The sequence below is a fragment of the Limnohabitans sp. INBF002 genome, assembly GCF_027924905.1.
In the GTDB taxonomy this organism is placed as follows: Bacteria; Pseudomonadota; Gammaproteobacteria; order Burkholderiales; family Burkholderiaceae_C; genus Limnohabitans.
In genome coordinates, this window is record NZ_AP027055.1 from 1,671,470 (window position 1) to 1,689,777 (window position 18,308).

Consider the following 18,308-nt stretch of genomic DNA (forward strand, 5'->3'; position numbering starts at 1 on the left):
GGTGACTTTTATGCTGGTAGCAGCTGCCCTTGGGGCTGTGTGGCGAGCATTTGGGCAATGCGCTGTGAGGCTTGTCCATCGCCATAGGGGTTGTGTGCTCGTGCCATGCTTTGGTAGGCCACTAGGTCATTGAGCAATAGCTGGGCCATATCCACAATGCGCTTTGTGCCTGTGCCAACTAAGCGAACAGTGCCTGCGGCCACAGCCTCTGGCCGTTCGGTGGTGTCGCGCATCACCAGCACGGGTTTGCCCAGAGATGGGGCCTCTTCTTGCACGCCGCCCGAATCCGTCAAGATCAGACTGCTGCGTTGCATGAGGTATACAAAAGGCAGGTAGTCTTGTGGCTCAAGTAGGTGCACATTGGGGCACTGACCTAATATGCGGTTGACGGGCTCTTGCACATTGGGGTTGAGGTGCACTGGGTAGACCACTTGCACGTCGCCCCGCTGCGCCAGCTGGGCCAAGGCTTGGCAAATGTTTTCAAAGCCTTGGCCAAAGTTTTCGCGGCGGTGACCTGTGACCAGCAACATGCGCTTGGCACCGTCCAAAAAGTTGAACCTCTGCGCCATGCTGGTTTGCAAGGCAGTGTCTGTCTGCACCCGCTCCACCACTTGCAACAGGGCGTCGATCACTGTGTTGCCCGTCACCGAAATGTTTTGGCTTTCAACACCTTCAGAAAGCAGGTTTTGGCGTGACTGCTCGGTGGGGGCAAAGTGCAGGTCAGCCAACGCGCCAGTGAGTCGGCGGTTCATTTCTTCAGGCCAGGGTGCATATTTGTTACCGGTGCGCAGCCCGGCTTCTACGTGGCCCACCTGCACCTTGGCGTAATAGGCCGCCATGCTGGCCCCTAGGGTGGTGGAGGTGTCGCCATGCACCAGCACCATGTCGGGCAACCATTGCTTGAACACATTGCGCAAACCCAACAGCACATTGCTGGTGATGTCCGTGAGGTCTTGCCCGGGCTTCATGAGGTTGAGATCGAACTCGGGCTTGATGCCAAAGAGTTCGAGCACCTGGTCAAGCATTTGCCGATGCTGTCCAGTCACACACACTCGCACGTCAATGCTGGGTGTGTTTTTTAGGGCTTTATAAACCGGAGCCATTTTGATGGCTTCGGGGCGTGTGCCGAACACCAAGAGAATTTTTTTCATGACTGGGCCTTGGTGATGAGCAAACAGGCCTGTTTTTCAAACTGTTTGAGTTCTTGTTTTTCAACTTGGCGGCCTTGCTGCTGAAGGTGCGCCTGCCACAAATCAACGATGTTCCGTTCGTCTTGACGGATATAGTCGTCCATGAGGTAGTGCACTTCGGCCCTGCCTTCAAAGGCCTGCTCTATGGCCTGCATGGCGGGGAACCGTGCCAACGGGTCTGTGGCCGCAGGTGGGCCATCTACAAATACGAGCAACTTTGGGTTCGGCTTGGTAATTGACTGCCTGAGTTGCTGCAGAGTGTCTTTACAGTCGTAATAGAGAGATGGTTTGTTTTGAGCCCCTGATGTTTCAATGAGGGGCGCGTAGACAAGCTCCACGGATTCGCTCAACTGAGCTTGATGCAATTGAGCTTGTGTTTGCTGCAGGTACGGCTCGAGGTGTTCGAAGCTCAAAAACGGTGTACTGGCGCTGTTGTCAGGTTGGTCAGCCGCCTTTTGAAGCGCCAGCGCAATGAGCTGTGTGGACACTCCGGAGCCAAATTCCACAATGGCATCAAAGCCACCTGTTTCGACCAACCGGATGATGTAAACACCCAGATCAGGGCTAACAGGCCAGCCGTGCATGTCGGGCAACACCATGCGATCGCCACAGTAGTTTTGAAGGCGCAAGAACGATTCAATCTGACGCAAGCTGTTTTGATTTTGGCTTTGTAGCTCTTTTTGCAGTTTGGTTTGAAGCTCAATCAGCTTTTTGTCAAACCCTGTATGGCTGTGCTGCATGGCTTCGGCCACTTCTATGGCCAAGCTGTTTTCCAACTTAAAACCCGTGTTTTGCGGGTTAAGGCTGCCAGAGCCCGCCAGCCTGATACCTATGGCGTAGCTAGCTGAGTTGGCTTGTGTTTTTAAAAAAGCCCTGAATTCACCGTTTTGGGTTGTGAATGTGTGGCTGTTGATCTTTTTGTTGTGTTGGTCATATTCAAACAACCAAACCACGGGTTGGATAGGGCCTTCAAAAATAACTGTGCCCGTGAATTCATAGGCTTTGTTGGGCTCAAGGCGCAATGAATTCAGCTTGGGTGCAATGTCAAAGTCACCCGCCTCGTTGCTAACCAAATAAGCAGGGGTATTGCCTGGTAGGTCGTACTTGACTAGACCTTGCTTGTTTTTGTAAATACCGTCTGATTTGCTGTTGAAACGAAGTTGTGTGGATGCTTCAGAGCCTACGGTGAGGGTGGTTTGCAGCAATGTTTCGCTTTGCAATAACTTAAATTTGATGCTGTGAAAATCTTTTTTAATAGCTGAGTTCTCGGCTTCTAGGGCTTGACGCGTTTGATCTAGCTGGCTTTGGAGCTCGACCTTGGCTTTGGCTTCTTCTTCTCTAGCTTTCGTCAGCTCGTCACAACAATGACGCATTTCCGCCAACACTTGGTCTTTGGCCTTTTGCTCTGCCGCCCTGTCTTGGGTCTCGGCTTCTAGGGCTTGACGCGTTTGATCTAGCTGGCTTTGTAGCTCGACCTTGGCTTTGGCTTCTTCTTCTCTGGCTTTCGTCAGCTCGTCACAACAATGACGCATTTCCGCCAACACTTGGTCTTTGGCCTTTTGCTCTGCCGCCCTGTCTTGGGTCTCGGCTTCTAGGGCTTGACGCGTTTGATCTAGCTGGCTTTGTAGCTCGACCTTGGCTTTGGCTTCTTCTTCTCTGGCTTTCGTCAGCTCGTCACAACAATGACGCATTTCCGCCAACACTTGGTCTTTGGCCTTTTGCTCTGCAACCCTCTCTTGCGTCTCGGTTTCTAGGGCTTGACGTGTTTGATCTAGCTGGCTTTGGAGCTCGACCTTGGCTTTGGCTTCTTCTTCTCTAGCTTTCGTCAGCTCGTCACAACAATGACGCATTTCCGCCAACACTTGGTCTTTGGCCTTTTGCTCTGCCGCCCTGTCTTGGGTCTCGGCTTCTAGGGCTTGACGCGTTTGATCTAGCTGGCTTTGTAGCTGAGCAGGATCGCGCACAAACAGGACTTTGCCAATAGCGCTGTTTCGTTCTGCAAAGGCTGCCACCGCTTTGAAGCCGGAGCCATTCAAAACCGCATGCACATCCGTAAGACTTGCGCCACTTGGGGCGTCATTTGCAAGCAGAACACGCGCCAACACAACTTGAGTGCTGGCGGGCAAGCGAGTGCTCTGCAGCAAATTAGCAGCGGGAAGGCAGTCCACCAGCAGCCAACTGGCAGGCAACAGGTTGGCCAGTTCCACGCTTTCATTGAAGTTTTCGCTTTGCAGCAGTAGGCCTGGCCACAAGGGGCGCAACGCTTCTAGAGGCAACAAGCTGTTTTCGGCTGCTAGGCTATATTGATAGAACACGTGCTCGCCCCGTGCTGGGGTCAGCATGTCGGGCAACAACTGCCAATCAGCGCACGCCTCAATTCCTGCCAGCCGCTTGGCCAGCTGGGCCATGCTGGGGGCGTGGGGTTCCAGCAGGGTCACGGCAGGGGCGCCCTGCCCTGCATCACTAGTCAAGTTATGCAGCCACTGCACAAGAGGACCAGTTCCATTGCCAGCACCTACCAGGGCTACTTGCTTGGGCGGGTAAACCTTAGCAACTATGGTTAGCCAGGAAGGCAAGTTGCTAACTGAGGTCACATGCGGTTTGCTCATAACCTCGCCTTTTTGAAGTTGTTAGCTGTGCTTGCTAACGCAAAAGGCAAAACAAACCAGCCCCATGGAGTTTTGTTGTATTTAAGAAAAGCTTGTCCTAACTTGTACGAAAGGTGCTGCTTGTAGCACTCTGCCTCGTAGGCATCTGCATATGAATGAATAGGGGGTAGGCTTTGATGAGCCTTTTTAGACATATCAACACGATAGGCGCGCACTTCACGGCGAAGCGCAAAAGGCATTCGCAGCCATCCCCCCAAGCTACGGCTGTTGGCAATGAGTATGGCACCTAGACGGTATGTGAGTTGTTGCTGGATGCGATCAGCTGCGCCATAGAGCGTCGCTTTTGGTTTGACTTGATTTTTTTTGAGTGATTGATTTTCCAGGTAATAACGCTCTAGCTCTTCTTGCACTTGGTGTAACTGTGTCAGCAGCAGGTCGCTTTCTTCCTCAAGCTCTTTCAATTTAGGTGCGGGCAAGGCCTGCACTTGAGTCGGCGGATTGGCTAACAACTTTTTAGATTGATCCAGCTCATTCGCTAACTTGGTAATTTGACTTTGCTGTGCCTGCAGCTGAGACAGCTGCGTTTGCAGTTTTTCATACAAGGCCATGACCAAATCAGCGGTAGCTTGTCGCTGCTGAATCAACTGGAGCCAAGCAGTGCCAGGATGCACATCAGAGGAATCGACCGGAGGGTTAGAAACAGTTGAAGCAGCTTCAAGCTCTGCAAAAACTTGCAGCGCAACTGGATGGTCTTGCAGTAGCTGTTGCAACAGGTGCTGGTCTAAATCAGTGTCTCCACCAAACCAAGCAGTGATTGAGGGTGCAGCTATTTCTGGCGCCTCAGAGATAGCCAAAGCCAAATTGGCTTGCAAAGGTAAAGGTGCTTTGCCATTCGTTTCAAGCGCAGCAAGAGCAGCACCATCTAGTTTTGGCACTTTGCCATGGAGTTGCGTACCAAGCTGTTCTAAATACAACTGCAACTGCTCACGTGCACAGCCAGCGTTGACCAACAAGCAACGAGATGTATGACGCGAGTAAAAACTTAACATCGCTCCGTTGTAGGCTTGCCAGTTTTCTAGCAAGCGAGCCATTTCCATCTCTAGCGGTTTATCTACCAGTTGGGCAGACATGGCTTGCAATGCCTTGTATGGATGGTCATACACCATCACAAATGTGGCGTGGGGGTCAAGCTCAGCCCAGTAGTCCAACCAATAGATGTTGCGGGTATCAGCCCAACCCCAGAGGGGTTGTTGCAAGTTGCCGAGCATCAAATCCATGGCCAAGCCACTCCAAATAGCTCCGGCTTTGACAGGTGCAAAGTCGTCTTCCGTGGTTGCCTCATTGACATCTGCGCATTGGTGCGCTTGGCAAAGCGTTTGCACGACATCTGCAGGCGTTAGGTTGTCGCGCTTAGAGGGTCGTGCTGACTGCATGCCCGATGACAACAACAAAGCCTCGACCTCGTGTAGCCCGGAAGAGGCATGCCCGAGCAAAATAATCTTGTTCATTTAAAGTCCAAAAACAACTTTTGCGCTCACCGCAATTTGGTAAATCACTTGGGTCATGTCTTTCCAGAACTGACGGTCTTTCTCATCCACCTTTGGTAGCACCAACACTTGGTCACCCGCGCGAACATTCACACTCGACATGTAGCTGTCTGGCTTGGTTTGCTCAAAGCTGCCATCGCGCCTAGCCACTACCACTCGGCTGTTGTCTGCGCTCTGGGTGTAGCCGCCTGCTCTGTTGATGTAGTCAGCTAAGCCCAGCTTCTTCTCAAAGGCAACGGCGTTTGGAAACAACACTTCGCCACTGATAAGCACCAAGCCATCTTTACGAGGTATGCGCAGCACATCGCCGTTTTCCAGCAACAATTGGCCGCGGTCTGCAGCTTGGGCAATTTGCACTTGGCCCAAAGGCTCTATCTTTTTGGCGCGCTCGACCCATTGCAGGGTGAGGTCGGCTTCGTCTTTGCGCAGACGGGCTTCGTCGCTGCTGCCACTGCGCGCTGTTAGCAAGGCAGCTTCTAGGCTACGCAGGCTGGTAGCCAACATTTCTTTTTGGCGTTGCTTCACACTCTGCCTGAATAGCTGAAGGCTTTCTGCCTCGGCATCGGGGCGTAGCTGAATGTCTTTCATCAGCTGCCCCAGCGGGGTGCCGTAGGGCAACACATATTCTTGGGGGCTGGTGTGTTCCCCCTCTACTCGCACGGTAATGGTGCCGGGTAGCTTGTCTGCCGTGAACTCAAGCTCGTCGCCATTGATCAGGCTAACGTCGGCAGCCTTGGCCAAGGGGTAGTACTCGGTGTTGCGCACAGTGCCTGTGTTGCGTGTGATGCGCACATGGGTAGCTGATGCTTGGGGCTTGGCTTGGGCAGCCAGTGTTTGCACAGTAGGTGTTTGGGTGGTTTGAAACTCAAAACGCTTCGCACTTTGCACCAAGCCGCCCACCATGACGGTGTGTTGACGAGGGGGCACAAACACCACATCTCCATCGCTGAGCTGAATGAGGGGCATGGTGCCGTTGAGCATGAAGTCATACAAGCTAGCGGTGGCACGCACCTGCCCTACCCGCTTGACTTGCACATCAATGAACGTGCCACGATCTGGATCGATACCACCGGCTTGGTCAAGGAAGTGCAACAGGCTGTCCATGCTAGTGCCGTTGTAAAGGCCGGGGCGATTGACAAAGCCGCCTACAAATATGCGCACGGGCTGAGCCTCGGCCAAGCTGGCGTAGCTAAAGACGTTGGACTTGAAAGACTTGCCAATCGATGTTTCAAACAAACGCTGCAAGTCCTGGTTGCGTACACCCACCACGCGCACAGGGCCTGCGTGGGGCACAAACACATTGCCTTGAGGGTCAACCACTAACAATGCTTCAAAGTTGAATGCACCCCAAAAGCGGACTTGAATTTTGTCGCCCACGGCCACGGCGTATTCGGGGTTGAACTGTGTGGCACCCTGCCTTGCAAATGCCCCCGTGAACAAGTTGGCGCCAAAGGTATCGCTTTGGGTATTTTTTAGATAGTCAGCTTGCTGAGGTGCTTGGGGACGAATTTCTGCAGGTGCATTTGCAAGCTGCGGGGGCAATGTGGACGCACCCACATTGGCAGCGGGTGGCTTGGTGGTCAAGCCCAATGCTTGGTTCACACCCAATGGGTCGGTGTAGTCAGCCGCTTGAGTGGATTGCGCTATGCACACCACACTGCCCAGTAGCAGCCAGCGAAGAGATAAGAAACGATGGAACATGTTTAATCTTTATGGTCTTGCACCACAGCCCACAGCAAATGTGCGATGCCCGCCAGCAGAAAGGCCGTCAATAAGGCCACCAAGGTGTTGTAGATGCGCCGAGGCTCAAGCGGGTATTCGGGCAAGGTGGGGGCTTGGACGACGCTGATTTTTTTAATGGTGCGCGTGGCTTCAATACGGCCACGCTCTAGAGCGGAGAGTGCCGTTTTATAAACAGCATCCGCAAATGCGGCTTGCATTTCTAAGCGCTGATACTCTTCCACTGTTTTGTTCAGGGGCTTGCCGGTGGGCGAGGCTAGCTTGGCTTGCTCTTGCAGCATTTGTTTTTCGACTGCGGCGATTTGCTGGTTGAGTTGAACCACACTGGGGTGACTGGCGACGAGGTATGACTGCAATGCGCTTTTTTGAGTTTGCAGCTCAGTCAAGCTGGCTTGCAGCTTGGCCAAAATGGCAACGGTGCTTTCTGCCGTGGCCATGGGTGACGCGAGGCCTTTTTTGTTTTGGTAATCAAGCAGGGTTTGTCTAGCGCTTAACAAACGGTCGTGCATTTGCACAACTTGTTTTTCTAAGAAATCAACCTGCGTTTGTGCCAAGCTGTTGGCAACGTTGTTCATGAACGCTTCGCCTTCGAGCACGAGTTTTTCTGAAATCGCTTTTGACATCTCGGGCGTGTAGGCCTGGGCATTGACCACCAATACGCCGTCATAGTCGTTCAGCTCTACAGACACGCGGCTGAGGTAGTAGCGGTGCAAACACTCGACTGGTGCGTTGGCGAATAAAAATTTAGAGAATGGGTCTCGACGCCAGTGGCTGAAATGGCTTCGCAGGTCAAGTTCTTTATCTAGCTTTTGCAACAAACCCACTGATAGAAGGTAGTCGCGCATCATGAGCTGGTCGGCACGGTTTACACCAGACACACCGCCAATCAAACTGGCTAGGTCACCCGCTGTGGCACCCGTTGACAAATCAGTGCGCTGAATGACGATGTGCGCTGTAGACACATAGCGATCAGAAGCCAGCACCAGCCAATAGGCCGCCATAGCAACAAAAAACGCAAAGGCTGCGGTCCAAATGGGCTGAGCAATAGCAAGTTGCTTGGCTCGCAACTGGCCTGCAGCCCAGTCTCGTTTTTTCAGAGCCTGCACTAATGCCTTGGGCATCATTGAGGAAGGCTTTCTTTGTAAGCCACCAGAGCATCGTCAATGTTTTCAAACCAGTGTGCTTGGCCTTTATTCAGCCAAATGCCAGACTGGCAAAACTGCTTCAACGTGCCCTCAGCATGCGACACCATGATGAGCCCAGCTTTATCAGCCAACCCCTTAAAAGCCGCGGCAGCCTTATTGGTAAAAGATGCATCGCCAGCGGCTGTGACTTCATCTGAAATATAGACATCGAATTCAATGGCGAGAGACAAGGCAAATTGCAAACGCGACTTCATGCCTGACGAGTAGGTTTTGACAGGCTCGTCAAACGATTCACCCAACTGCGCGAAGTCTTGGATGTATTGCAAACGGTCTTGCAGGTCTGCATGCGATGTGTGGCCATGGATGCGACAAACAAACTTGGCGTTTTGCCGACCAGAGAGTGAGCCCTGTAAACCACCCCCATAGCCCATGGGCCAAGAGACACGGCATGTCCGCTGAACACTGCCTTTGTTTGGCTGATCAACCCCGCCCATGATTCGCAGCAAGGTAGATTTGCCAGCACCGTTGCCACCTACCAAGCCTACGTTGACATTGCGAGGAATGGTGAGGTTGACGCCTTGCAGCACCCAAGGCCCTGGGCCATGGTCTGTTTGGTAGCGCTTGTGTACGTCTGTCACCACGATCATGCTGTCACCAACCTCACAGCAAATCTGCGCATGAGCAACAAGCCCATGAAGAAAAGCACCAACGCAAATGCAAACAGATACGAGACACTCAAACCCGATACAGGGTGGTAAGTGGCAGAAAAGCCAGCGCGTGCAGCCTCAACCCCTTGGGCTACTGGGTTGTAAAGCAACCAATCACGGTATGGCAACGGAATGCTTGCCAAGGGAACCATAACACCAGAGATGATGTACATGGGTTTCATGACAAAGTTCAACACAATTTCTAGCTCAGGCACGAGGTCATGCAAGACGGCACGCACCAAGCCCCAACCCAGCGCCAAAAGCCACAAGCCAAAGATGGCGACAAACAATTCAAACGGGTCATGCGGCAGCACATCGTGCCCAAGCATGGCGGCTGTACTAAAAATAACAATCGCCACCACACTCAACAGCAGCACCTCAAGGAAGGCACGGACAAACATGGTGTCAATCGGCTGCACTTGGCGATACGAAAATAGCGATTTATTGGCGTTGATGGCATTGGCTGTTTGACCGCTTGCACGCTCGAAGGTGAAGTATGCCAACAAGCCCACCACAATCCAAAGCCCCGTATCAAAACCGCTCACAGAGTGAATGCGAATGACCGTAAAAATAATCACCAAATACGCAATGTGAAAAATAGGCTCCAACAACAACCAAGCCCAAGCACCGCGACTAGAGAACAAACGCGCCAATGCTTCGCGCAAAAACAATGCGCTCCACACAGACCACATGACTTGCCAAGGAGAACGGGTAGCCAAGCTGTTACCGCCAATCAATCGGGATGTTGCGCGTGGCATAGCCACACACAGGGACTTGTGTCAGGTTTTTGAGCTGCAACACAAAGTCTTCTGAAAGCTCTGTCTTAGCGGGTATGGACTTGATCCAAAACTCGTCCAGCTCCCCCTCAAACACCAAGCCTGGCCGTTGATAAATGGCAGCCCCCATGACCTTAAGGGGTACCTGCGATTTCAAAGCGCGCACACCCACCGTGCTGTTGATGGTTATCACGCCAGCCGAATGCTTGACCAATACAGGTGTGTCGCCTTCGACCAAATACACGATGCGCGAATCGACCCCATATGACTTGGCGATTTGACGAATGAATGATCGATAACCGCCCATGCCACGACCGTGGGGATGTTCACGAAAAACAAGCATCGCCGGCTTGGGCGCATGAATGGAAAATGAACGAATGAGTTTGGACAAGAACTCCTCAACTGAGCTGTAGCTAGAGAACAACCTCAACTGGGCATCACCTTCAAACTGCAGGGGTACGAAGTAAAAATAAGCCCTGCTATCAAGCAACTGTTTCTGCTTGCGCATGTCAATCTTGAGATGGCTCCATTTTCTGAACCACGAATACATCCAATAGCCAAAGTAGTGCAGCGGTGAGCGGTGTCTGTGATGCTCGTAGCTAGGAAATTGCCAATGCCCTAACAACATGTGCGCGTAATGCTTGGCCGCAAAATAAGTTGAGTTTAAAAATGGATGCTTGTCTGTCGCACTGGTGATGTGTTCTGGCACACCATCCCAGCTAAAGCGATCGAGCGTGGAGGAATTGCCATTCACGCCGTCTAACTCCATCGTCACAAAGCCGGGCCTGAAATAACCCTCTTCCAAAACGATGACTTGAATACCGAGTTGGTTTGCGGCCTGAAGCGCTTGCTGGTGGTACGAGCGCGACTGGCCAAACAGAACCACGACGTCAACCTTAAGTTGAACGCATTGCGTGACAAAAAAGGTGCTCCATTCATCGAGCTGGCCTGCAAATTTGATGGGATTGATGGCTTGACAGTCATGCAGGTCTCCGCCAGAAAAGACGATGCGGTGTACTTGCTTGTTTTTTGCAGTCAACCACTGAGTCAGTCGGTCAAAAAATGGCCCAACAGGCCCTTGCAACAAAAGCACGGTTTTGGAAGCTTTCAACACAGCCAGTGCTGGGTTCTCGCTGACCTTTTGCTTTGAAATCAACTCTCTCTTCACCACTTGCTCTACTTTTTAGCGCCTGCGACTCTTGACTAAGTCTGAGTTTTTGATTGAGTTCAAAAGCCCAACAAAGGAGTCAATCTGTTCCGGTGTTATCTGCTCAATAGAGCTAATGTCTAAGTACTGCAGTCGGGATGCCTCTAATTTGTTTTTCTCGTGCTGCAGCTCATCGACAAATACCTTCGTCATATCCAAGCCGAGCCACCTGATGAGATGTAAGAGGTGATCTAAATCAGGAAATGAATCCCCCTTAAACCACTTCCGTACAGTCTCCCTGCTCACCTTGAGACCGTATTTGGATGACAGATACAGGTCGCGTGCGAACTGTTCATTCGACGGAACCGTTTGGTAATGGCTACCGCAGCACCGCCTTAACTCTTCCGAGAAGCGATGTTTGACGAGCTCAGGTGTACTTGTCATATCTGTATGTATTTTTGTTTTTAAATTGGCAACTATTAGTTGCTTCGGTTACGTTTTCGCAACTTTGAATTGCCAAAATCCGTAAAAATGAGAAAGATAGAAATTAATGAGAAAAAGCAGATAAAACTTAAGCCCAGGCAATCCAAAAATACTATATAAAACAATAAGTTATAAATTATTAGCATGCATGATTCGGATTTAAAGGACCTACTTTTCTCGTTCAAATAACTGCGCAAGGAGCAATTTTCATTTGTCAATTTCATAAAGTAAATATAACTTCAGTTCCATAGATTAGCAACTATAGTTATTTTTTTGATTTGCTTTTGACGTAAATTAGTTGCTATCAAAAGCACCTATGAACCAAGATCTCAACTCATTTGCAAAACGACTACAAAGTCAGCTTCTACTGAGGGGGAAGCCTGTTAGCCCAACCCTGCTTGCACGAGAGTTCAACTTACGCTGGAGAGGGTCACCAGTTAGTACAAATGCAGCAAGAAAATGGTTATACGGCCCTACTCTGCCAAAAATGGAGAAGATTCAAGTCCTTGCAAAAATGCTCGGAACATCCGCTGAATGGCTACGATGGGGGCCAAATAATGATTTGGTAGCTACAGGATCTGCTCGCTCTAAACAGCCTGTAGATCTAAACTTCACGGAACTGCAATTAGCTGAATCAGTTTTGCACGATTGGTCGCTGTTAACAGATGCAAATAAAAAGCTGATTTCAGCGTTACTAGATTTTTTACTGACGCAGCAACATCTGCACAAAATTGACTCTAAAAACAAGAATTAAAAATTAAGCCATGAATTAGTTAATTCGGCTGACACCTGAGATCTACGAGAAAATCTTCCCAACACCAAAAGGGGACACTAAATCCCGGTAACTTAACCTAGCCATCAGGTTGCAAACGTTGGGCTACGGGGTTTGGCAGAACTAGCGACAGATAGTGTTGACGGTATCGTTACAACATGTAACGCTTCTAACTAGCTTGAAGCCCTGCAAACACCATCTGTACATATGCAGCTTTAATTGCCTCAGCACTACCGTCAACTTCAACAGTAACGTTGCGTCGCCAATTTTTGGCCTTTACTCGCACCTGCCCTACTTTTGTCTCTGCCACGTAATCCACGCAGTATTGAGGAATCAACTCACCCTGAGTCACTGCTGAGCGAACAGTCGTGACGAAACTGCCCTTCAACTCGTTAGGCAACTCCCAGGCTTCGTTAGCTGCAAGCTCAGCTTGTTTTTTAAGTCTCTGAACAGTCAGCTTTACGAGCTCAGGACTCATGTTTGCAACTACTGGCAATTCATCTGCAATGGACTGTCCTGCTTCCAACCTACGTAACAAGCCAGCATAGAAGTCCACTTTCATAAGTTCCTGCATGCAAAGCTCAAACGAACGATTCGCCATACGTTCAAAGTCAAGAACCAACTGATGTTTTGAGGATTCAGTCGTGGCTATAGGTGTAGTCATGTCTAAATTCCTTGATCAGTTGGGAGCTGCTAACGCTGAAGCCTGCTCTAAGGCCTCCTTAAGATCTTCGAACGCGGGCTTGTTCTGCATCACCAGAGCGAGATTTAAACCAGTGCTGAGTTCAGCAAAGTGCATGAGGTTGTCGTTGGGCGCATTGTTCAGAAGTTGAGCCACCGCATCTTCTCCCACTGCTTCATTCTGGCCCGTAAATGCTGCCGCATTCATCAAAGGCTTCATGTGGTTATAGAACTTGGCAATCATGGTGGCACTGGTTCGCACTTGGCTTTGAATCTGCTCAGCTGTTAATCCCTTGGCCACCATTTGTGTAATGGCAAAGTGACGTAAGCTGTACAAGGTACGTTCTTGACCAGTCGTTGGACAGTTGAGCATGTTCAAGTCTTCCAACAATTGCTTGAACTGGGCAATCAAGTGAACAGGCTGTACACCGTCACGAGCTCTGAAGATTCGCGCCTCGTGCTTACTCTCCAAAACTTCGTAAATGGTCTTGCCCTGAAACTCTGGAGCCATTTGACGCAGCTTCTCCAAGTAAAGCCAGCAGCTACGATGCAATACAGCCCCCATAGGCTTGTTTTTCTTGACCGTCTTACCCTTTTGTATGTGCGCGTACAAAACGGGCTCTCCGCCCAGGTTATGGACTTCAATGTGACGCCACTCCAAGAACTCCATCTCAGTGCCTGGTCGCATGCCAGTGGCAGCTGCAAACGGCACGTAGACCGACAAGAGCTCTCGGAGATTACGAGTCCTACCCACTCGCCCTTCCTGAACCCACGCAGGCAGCTTCTCCAGAATCTGTTCAATCTCTTTGGCAGAGAAATCAGGCCTACGTCCACCCTGCTCGCCTGTGTTCTTCAAAACTGGCTTTTGAAGGCTAGTCATATAGCCACGCTCAATGGCGTAATCAAAGACTAGGTTTAGTGCGGCGTTGTGGTTTGCCTGTGCGCTATGGCTCAGCTCACGCCCAACCTTCACTCGCCGCCACTCACAAAACTCTGTGAATACGGCTTGATTGATACGGTCAACGTTGTACCCACCAAAGAATGGGATCAGATAGGTCTTAATCGAATTGATGTAATCGTTGTTGCTGCCACGCTTGGTCTTGTCTGCAGCGACCTTAATCTCCAAGTCACGCTGCACCACCTCAGCTACAGCTTTGAACTTCTTGGAAACTACTGGGTGTCCAGCCTTGGCCAGCACTTTGGCTTCGAACCACTGCTCTTCAGCCAACGCCTTGGCTTTATCTAAGTCCGCAGTACCCGTAGCCTTGCGAATCCAATTACCAATGGCTTCAACTTTGAAGTGAGCTTGCCAGCGGTCACTATCAGGGCGGCGCACCAAACGAATCTCGTTGTCGCGCACAACTACGGTCTCAGGGCTTCTTTCCTTCATGTGTGCAGTTTACGGACCTTTACTCAAAAGAGCAACCAAACTTCACGAATGAAACGTGTAATTACCGTGTAATTGATTTTTGGGCAAAAAAAAGCACTTAGATTGCTCTAAGTGCTTGATTTATATGGAGGCGCGACCCAGAGTCGAACTGGGCTAAACGGATTTGCAATCCGGTGCATAACCGCTTTGCTATCGCGCCATCTGCTTTGACGAAAAAGGGAAGCATGGTGTGCTTCCCTTATCGAATGTGGAGCGGGAAACGAGGCTCGAACTCGCGACCTCAACCTTGGCAAGGTTGCGCTCTACCAACTGAGCTATTCCCGCATAAGACGCATATTATAGCGCATTTTTCAGCCTGTTTAGGCATGCGCTAGAAAAATCTTAATGTTTGATCGCTTCGGCTTTGACGCCCGCAACAGCTGCAGGTGTTGCCGCAACGACAGACACTTCGTCTGGCAGCGGCGTGGGCATTTTCTCCAGCGCAATTTCCAGCACTTTGTCGATCCAACGCACCGGCACGATTTCCAAACCGTTCTTCACGTTCTCTGGAATTTCTTGCAAGTCTTTGACGTTTTCCTCTGGGATCAACACAGTCTTGATGCCACCACGCAAGGCCGCCAACAGCTTCTCTTTCAAGCCGCCAATGGCTGTGACTTCGCCACGCAAGGTGATCTCACCCGTCATGGCCACATCCGCACGCACAGGGATGCCTGTCAGGGCGGAGACCAAGGCGGTGGTCATGGCAGCGCCCGCACTGGGACCGTCTTTAGGCGTCGCGCCATCGGGCACGTGGATATGGATGTCGCGCTTTTCGAGCAACTCTTCCGAGATGCCCAAACGACGTGCACGGCTGCGCACCACAGTGCGAGCTGCTTCGACAGACTCTTTCATCACATCGCCGAGTGAACCCGTACGCGTGATGGTGCCCTTGCCAATCATGATGGCGGCCTCAATGGTGAGCAAATCGCCCCCCACTTCGGTCCAAGCCAAGCCTACGACTTGACCCACTTGGTTATCGGCCTCAGCACGGCCATAGGTGTACTTGCGCACACCAAGGAAGTCGGGCAAGTTGTCTGCCGTGACTTTGACTTGTGGCGTCATTTGCTTGAGCAGCAAAGCCTTGACCACCTTGCGGCAAATCTTGGACATTTCACGCTCTAACGAGCGCACGCCAGCTTCACGCGTGTAGTAGCGCACGATGTCGCGCACAGCGGCTTCGTCCACCGAGAGCTCAAAATCTTTCACGCCATTGTTTTTCATTTGCTTGGGCAGCAAATACTTCATGGCGATATGCGTTTTTTCGTCTTCGGTGTAGCCCGACAAACGAATCACTTCCATGCGGTCCAGCAAAGCTGGTGGAATGTTCATCGAGTTCGAGGTGGCCACAAACATCACATCGCTCAAGTCGTAATCGACCTCCACATAGTGATCGGCGAATTTGTTGTTTTGTTCGGGGTCCAACACCTCCAACAGAGCACTGGAAGGGTCGCCACGCGAGTCCATACCGAGCTTGTCAATTTCATCAAGCAAGAACAAGGGGTTACGCGTGCCGACCTTGGTCAAGCTTTGCAGCACCTTGCCTGGCATCGCGCCAATGTAGGTGCGACGGTGGCCGCGAATCTCAGCTTCGTCACGCATACCACCCAAGGCCATACGCACGTACTTGCGGCCTGTGGCTTTGGCAATGGATTGACCGAGCGAAGTTTTACCCACGCCAGGAGGTCCTACCAAGCAAAGAATAGGCGCTTTCACCTTGTCCACGCGTTGTTGCACTGCGAGGTATTCCAAGATGCGGTCTTTGACCTTGTCAAGGCCATAATGGTCTTCGTTCAACACGTCTTCGGCATTGCCGAGGTCGTGTTTGATTTTGGTTTTCTTGTTCCAAGGCAAGCCCACCAGTACATCAAGGAAGTTGCGCACCACAGTGGCTTCCGCTGACATGGGTGACATGAGTTTGAGTTTCTTCAACTCAGCCTCGGCCTTCTTGCGAGCCTCTTGTGGCATGCGCGCGGCTTTGATCTTTTTCTCGATCTCTTCAATGTCCGCGCCCTCTTCGCCTTCGCCCAGTTCTTTCTGGATGGCCTTGACCTGCTCGTTCAGATAGAAGTCGCGTTGGTTTTTCTCCATTTGGCGCTTCACGCGGCCACGGATTTTTTTGTCAACGTTGAGGATTTCAACCTCACGTTCGATTTGCTCAAACAGGTTTGTCAAACGGTCGCGCACGGGCGACAAGTCCAACACCACTTGTTTGCTCTCAAGCTTCAAGGGCAAGTGCGCGGCAATGGTGTCGGCCAAACGGCCAGCGTCATCGATGCTGGCAATCGAAGTGAGTATTTCGGGTGGGATCTTTTTGTTCAGTTTGACGTATTGGTCAAACTGCTGCATCACGGCACGGCGCAAGGCCTCGACTTCGCTGCCAGCTTCGGCGGGCAAGACTTCGATGGGTGTGACATGGGCTGTGAAGTGAGATTCGCCATCTTCAATGCCATCCACCTTGGCGCGCTGTTGGCCCTCGACCAACACCTTCACGGTGCCGTCAGGCAGCTTGAGCATTTGCAAAATGGTGGAGATGCAACCGACTTCAAACATGTCGGTCACAGCAGGCTCATCTTTGGCAGCGGCCTTTTGGGCCACCAACATGATGCGTCGCTCTGCGGCCATCGCCGCCTCTAGTGCTTTGATGCTCTTAGGACGTCCCACAAACAAGGGAATGACCATGTGCGGGAAGACCACCACATCGCGCAAAGGCAACAAGGGCAGCTCAAGAGGGGTCGCGGGGAGTAAGGGTTGTCCAGACATGGTCAGCCTTCCAGTAAAAAAGGGACAGGCGTTACGCCTTTTTGGCGGCCTCTCGGTACACCAACAAAGGAGGTTTATTTTCGTCGATGGTTGCCTCTTCAACCACCACCTTTTCGACATTGGGCGAATTGGGTAATTCGTACATGGTGTCGATCAGCGATTGTTCAAGGATAGACCGTAAACCACGTGCACCTGTTTTGCGCGCCAACGCTTTTTTGGCAATCGCACGCAAGGCTGCAGGGCGAATTTCCAGCTCCGCGCCTTCCATGGCCAAGAGCTTGCTGTATTGCTTGACCAAAGCGTTCTTTGGCTCGGTCAAGATTTGTACCAAAGCGTCTTCGGTCAACTCGGCCAAGGTAGCCACCACAGGCATACGGCCCACGAGTTCAGGAATCAAGCCAAACTTGATGATGTCAGCGGGTTCAACCTCGCCAAACACTTCGGACAAGCTGCGTGATTCTTTGCTCTTGACGGTGGCGCCAAAGCCAATGCCAGAGGCTTCTGTGCGGTTTTCAATGACTTTCTCAAGCCCAGCAAACGCGCCGCCGCAAATGAACAAGATGTTGGTCGTGTCAATTTGCAAGAAATCTTGGTTGGGGTGCTTGCGGCCACCTTGGGGTGGAATGCTCGCCATCGTGCCTTCAATCAGCTTGAGCAAGGCTTGTTGCACGCCCTCACCCGACACATCACGGGTGATGGAGGGGTTGTCAGACTTGCGTGAAATCTTGTCAATTTCGTCGATGTAGACGATGCCGCGCTGTGCGCGCTCCACGTCGTACTCGCAGCTTTGCAGCAGCTTTTGAATGATGTTCTCAACGTCCTCACCCACATAACCGGCTTCGGTCAGGGTGGTGGCGTCAGCCATGACGAAAGGCACATTCAACATGCGCGCCATGGTTTGGGCCAACAAAGTTTTGCCAGAGCCTGTGGGACCAATCAACAAGATGTTGCTCTTGGTCAGCTCAACATCGTCTTTCTTGGACGACTCTTTGTGCTTCAGGCGTTTGTAGTGGTTGTACACCGCCACGGCCAGCGTACGTTTGGCCGGCTCTTGGCCAATCACGTAGTTGTCGAGGTTGGCTTTGATTTCCGCTGGCGTGGGCAGGTCGCTGCCCTTTTCTTTGGCGGCTTCTAGGCCTGGCAACTCGTCACGGATGATTTCATTGCACAAGTCAATGCACTCGTCGCAAATGAAGACCGAAGGGCCTGCGATGAGTTTTTTGACTTCGTGCTGGCTCTTACCGCAGAAGGTGCAGTACAGCGTTTTCTCGCCAGAAGCGCTTTTTTTATCAACCATGTCGTGCTTATGTTCGTGTGTGCGT

The 18,308-nt window shown here is 51.4% G+C and carries 13 protein-coding genes and 2 tRNA genes; 1 reads left to right on the plus strand and 14 read right to left on the minus strand.

What is annotated here, in order from left to right:
* Positions 1 to 8: 8 nt before the first annotated feature.
* From wecB to QMG15_RS08240, 8 genes are all read right to left on the minus strand, one after another.
* A complete protein-coding gene (gene wecB, locus QMG15_RS08205) occupies positions 9 to 1,151 on the minus strand; it encodes a UDP-N-acetylglucosamine 2-epimerase (non-hydrolyzing) (protein WP_281788194.1) in 1,143 nt (380 codons plus the stop codon).
* Positions 1,148 to 3,661: a class I SAM-dependent methyltransferase gene (locus QMG15_RS08210; RefSeq protein ID WP_281788195.1), complete on the minus strand. Its 2,514-nt coding sequence runs from the start codon at positions 3,659 to 3,661 to the stop codon at positions 1,148 to 1,150. The genes wecB and QMG15_RS08210 overlap by 4 nt, the downstream gene beginning before the upstream one ends.
* A gap of 134 nt (positions 3,662 to 3,795) precedes the next feature.
* Positions 3,796 to 5,307, minus strand: coding sequence for a hypothetical protein (locus QMG15_RS08215; RefSeq protein WP_281788196.1), 1,512 nt, complete (start codon positions 5,305 to 5,307; stop codon positions 3,796 to 3,798).
* Positions 5,308 to 7,047, minus strand: coding sequence for a polysaccharide biosynthesis/export family protein (locus QMG15_RS08220; RefSeq protein ID WP_281788197.1), 1,740 nt, complete (start codon positions 7,045 to 7,047; stop codon positions 5,308 to 5,310). It abuts the gene before it with no gap.
* A 2-nt stretch (positions 7,048 to 7,049) separates the two neighbouring features.
* Positions 7,050 to 8,207: a chain-length determining protein gene (locus tag QMG15_RS08225; protein ID WP_281788198.1), complete on the minus strand. Its 1,158-nt coding sequence runs from the start codon at positions 8,205 to 8,207 to the stop codon at positions 7,050 to 7,052.
* On the minus strand, positions 8,207 to 8,878 hold the full coding sequence (locus QMG15_RS08230) for an ABC transporter ATP-binding protein (protein ID WP_281788199.1): 672 nt from the start codon (positions 8,876 to 8,878) through the stop codon (positions 8,207 to 8,209). The genes QMG15_RS08225 and QMG15_RS08230 overlap by 1 nt, the downstream gene beginning before the upstream one ends.
* Entirely contained in the window at positions 8,875 to 9,657 is a 783-nt protein-coding gene (locus QMG15_RS08235) for an ABC transporter permease (protein WP_281788200.1), read from the minus strand. Before QMG15_RS08235 ends, QMG15_RS08230 begins: the two co-directional genes overlap by 4 nt.
* A 4-nt stretch (positions 9,658 to 9,661) precedes the next feature.
* Complete coding sequence (locus QMG15_RS08240; RefSeq protein WP_281788201.1) at positions 9,662 to 10,870, minus strand: capsular biosynthesis protein; 1,209 nt, start codon at positions 10,868 to 10,870, stop codon at positions 9,662 to 9,664.
* A 790-nt stretch (positions 10,871 to 11,660) separates the two neighbouring features.
* Here QMG15_RS08240 and QMG15_RS08245 point away from each other — a divergent pair.
* Positions 11,661 to 12,098, plus strand: coding sequence for a hypothetical protein (locus tag QMG15_RS08245; RefSeq protein WP_281788202.1), 438 nt, complete (start codon positions 11,661 to 11,663; stop codon positions 12,096 to 12,098).
* A 187-nt stretch (positions 12,099 to 12,285) separates the two neighbouring features.
* Here QMG15_RS08245 and QMG15_RS08250 read toward each other — a convergent pair whose 3' ends face one another.
* From QMG15_RS08250 to clpX, 6 genes are all read right to left on the minus strand, one after another.
* Complete coding sequence (locus tag QMG15_RS08250; protein ID WP_281788203.1) at positions 12,286 to 12,780, minus strand: hypothetical protein; 495 nt, start codon at positions 12,778 to 12,780, stop codon at positions 12,286 to 12,288.
* A 15-nt stretch (positions 12,781 to 12,795) separates the two neighbouring features.
* Positions 12,796 to 14,187 carry a hypothetical protein gene (locus tag QMG15_RS08255; RefSeq protein WP_281788204.1) on the minus strand — a complete coding sequence of 464 codons (1,392 nt, stop codon included), beginning with the start codon at positions 14,185 to 14,187 and terminating at the stop codon, positions 12,796 to 12,798.
* Between the two features lie 125 nt (positions 14,188 to 14,312).
* A tRNA-Cys gene (locus QMG15_RS08260) sits at positions 14,313 to 14,386 on the minus strand.
* A 49-nt stretch (positions 14,387 to 14,435) separates the two neighbouring features.
* A tRNA-Gly gene (locus QMG15_RS08265) sits at positions 14,436 to 14,511 on the minus strand.
* A gap of 57 nt (positions 14,512 to 14,568) precedes the next feature.
* Positions 14,569 to 16,986, minus strand: a complete 2,418-nt coding sequence (lon, locus tag QMG15_RS08270; RefSeq protein ID WP_281788205.1) for an endopeptidase La — start codon at positions 16,984 to 16,986, stop codon at positions 14,569 to 14,571.
* Positions 16,987 to 17,017: 31 nt separating this feature from the next.
* Positions 17,018 to 18,283 (minus strand): ATP-dependent Clp protease ATP-binding subunit ClpX, encoded by a 1,266-nt coding sequence (gene clpX / locus QMG15_RS08275; RefSeq protein WP_281788206.1) that lies wholly within the window; start codon positions 18,281 to 18,283, stop codon positions 17,018 to 17,020.
* Positions 18,284 to 18,308: the final 25 nt, after the last annotated feature.

Coding starts and splice junctions, on each gene's coding strand:
- QMG15_RS08220 (WP_281788197.1), bottom strand. CDS start 7,047: ATGTTCCATCGTTTCTTATCTCTTCGCTGGCTGCTACTGGGCAGTGTG.
- QMG15_RS08215 (WP_281788196.1), bottom strand. CDS start 5,307: ATGAACAAGATTATTTTGCTCGGGCATGCCTCTTCCGGGCTACACGAG.
- QMG15_RS08250 (WP_281788203.1), bottom strand. CDS start 12,780: ATGACTACACCTATAGCCACGACTGAATCCTCAAAACATCAGTTGGTT.
- QMG15_RS08245 (WP_281788202.1), top strand. CDS start 11,661: ATGAACCAAGATCTCAACTCATTTGCAAAACGACTACAAAGTCAGCTT.
- QMG15_RS08230 (WP_281788199.1), bottom strand. CDS start 8,878: ATGATCGTGGTGACAGACGTACACAAGCGCTACCAAACAGACCATGGC.
- QMG15_RS08255 (WP_281788204.1), bottom strand. CDS start 14,187: ATGAAGGAAAGAAGCCCTGAGACCGTAGTTGTGCGCGACAACGAGATT.
- clpX (WP_281788206.1), bottom strand. CDS start 18,283: ATGGTTGATAAAAAAAGCGCTTCTGGCGAGAAAACGCTGTACTGCACC.
- QMG15_RS08225 (WP_281788198.1), bottom strand. CDS start 8,207: ATGCCCAAGGCATTAGTGCAGGCTCTGAAAAAACGAGACTGGGCTGCA.
- wecB (WP_281788194.1), bottom strand. CDS start 1,151: ATGAAAAAAATTCTCTTGGTGTTCGGCACACGCCCCGAAGCCATCAAA.
- lon (WP_281788205.1), bottom strand. CDS start 16,986: ATGTCTGGACAACCCTTACTCCCCGCGACCCCTCTTGAGCTGCCCTTG.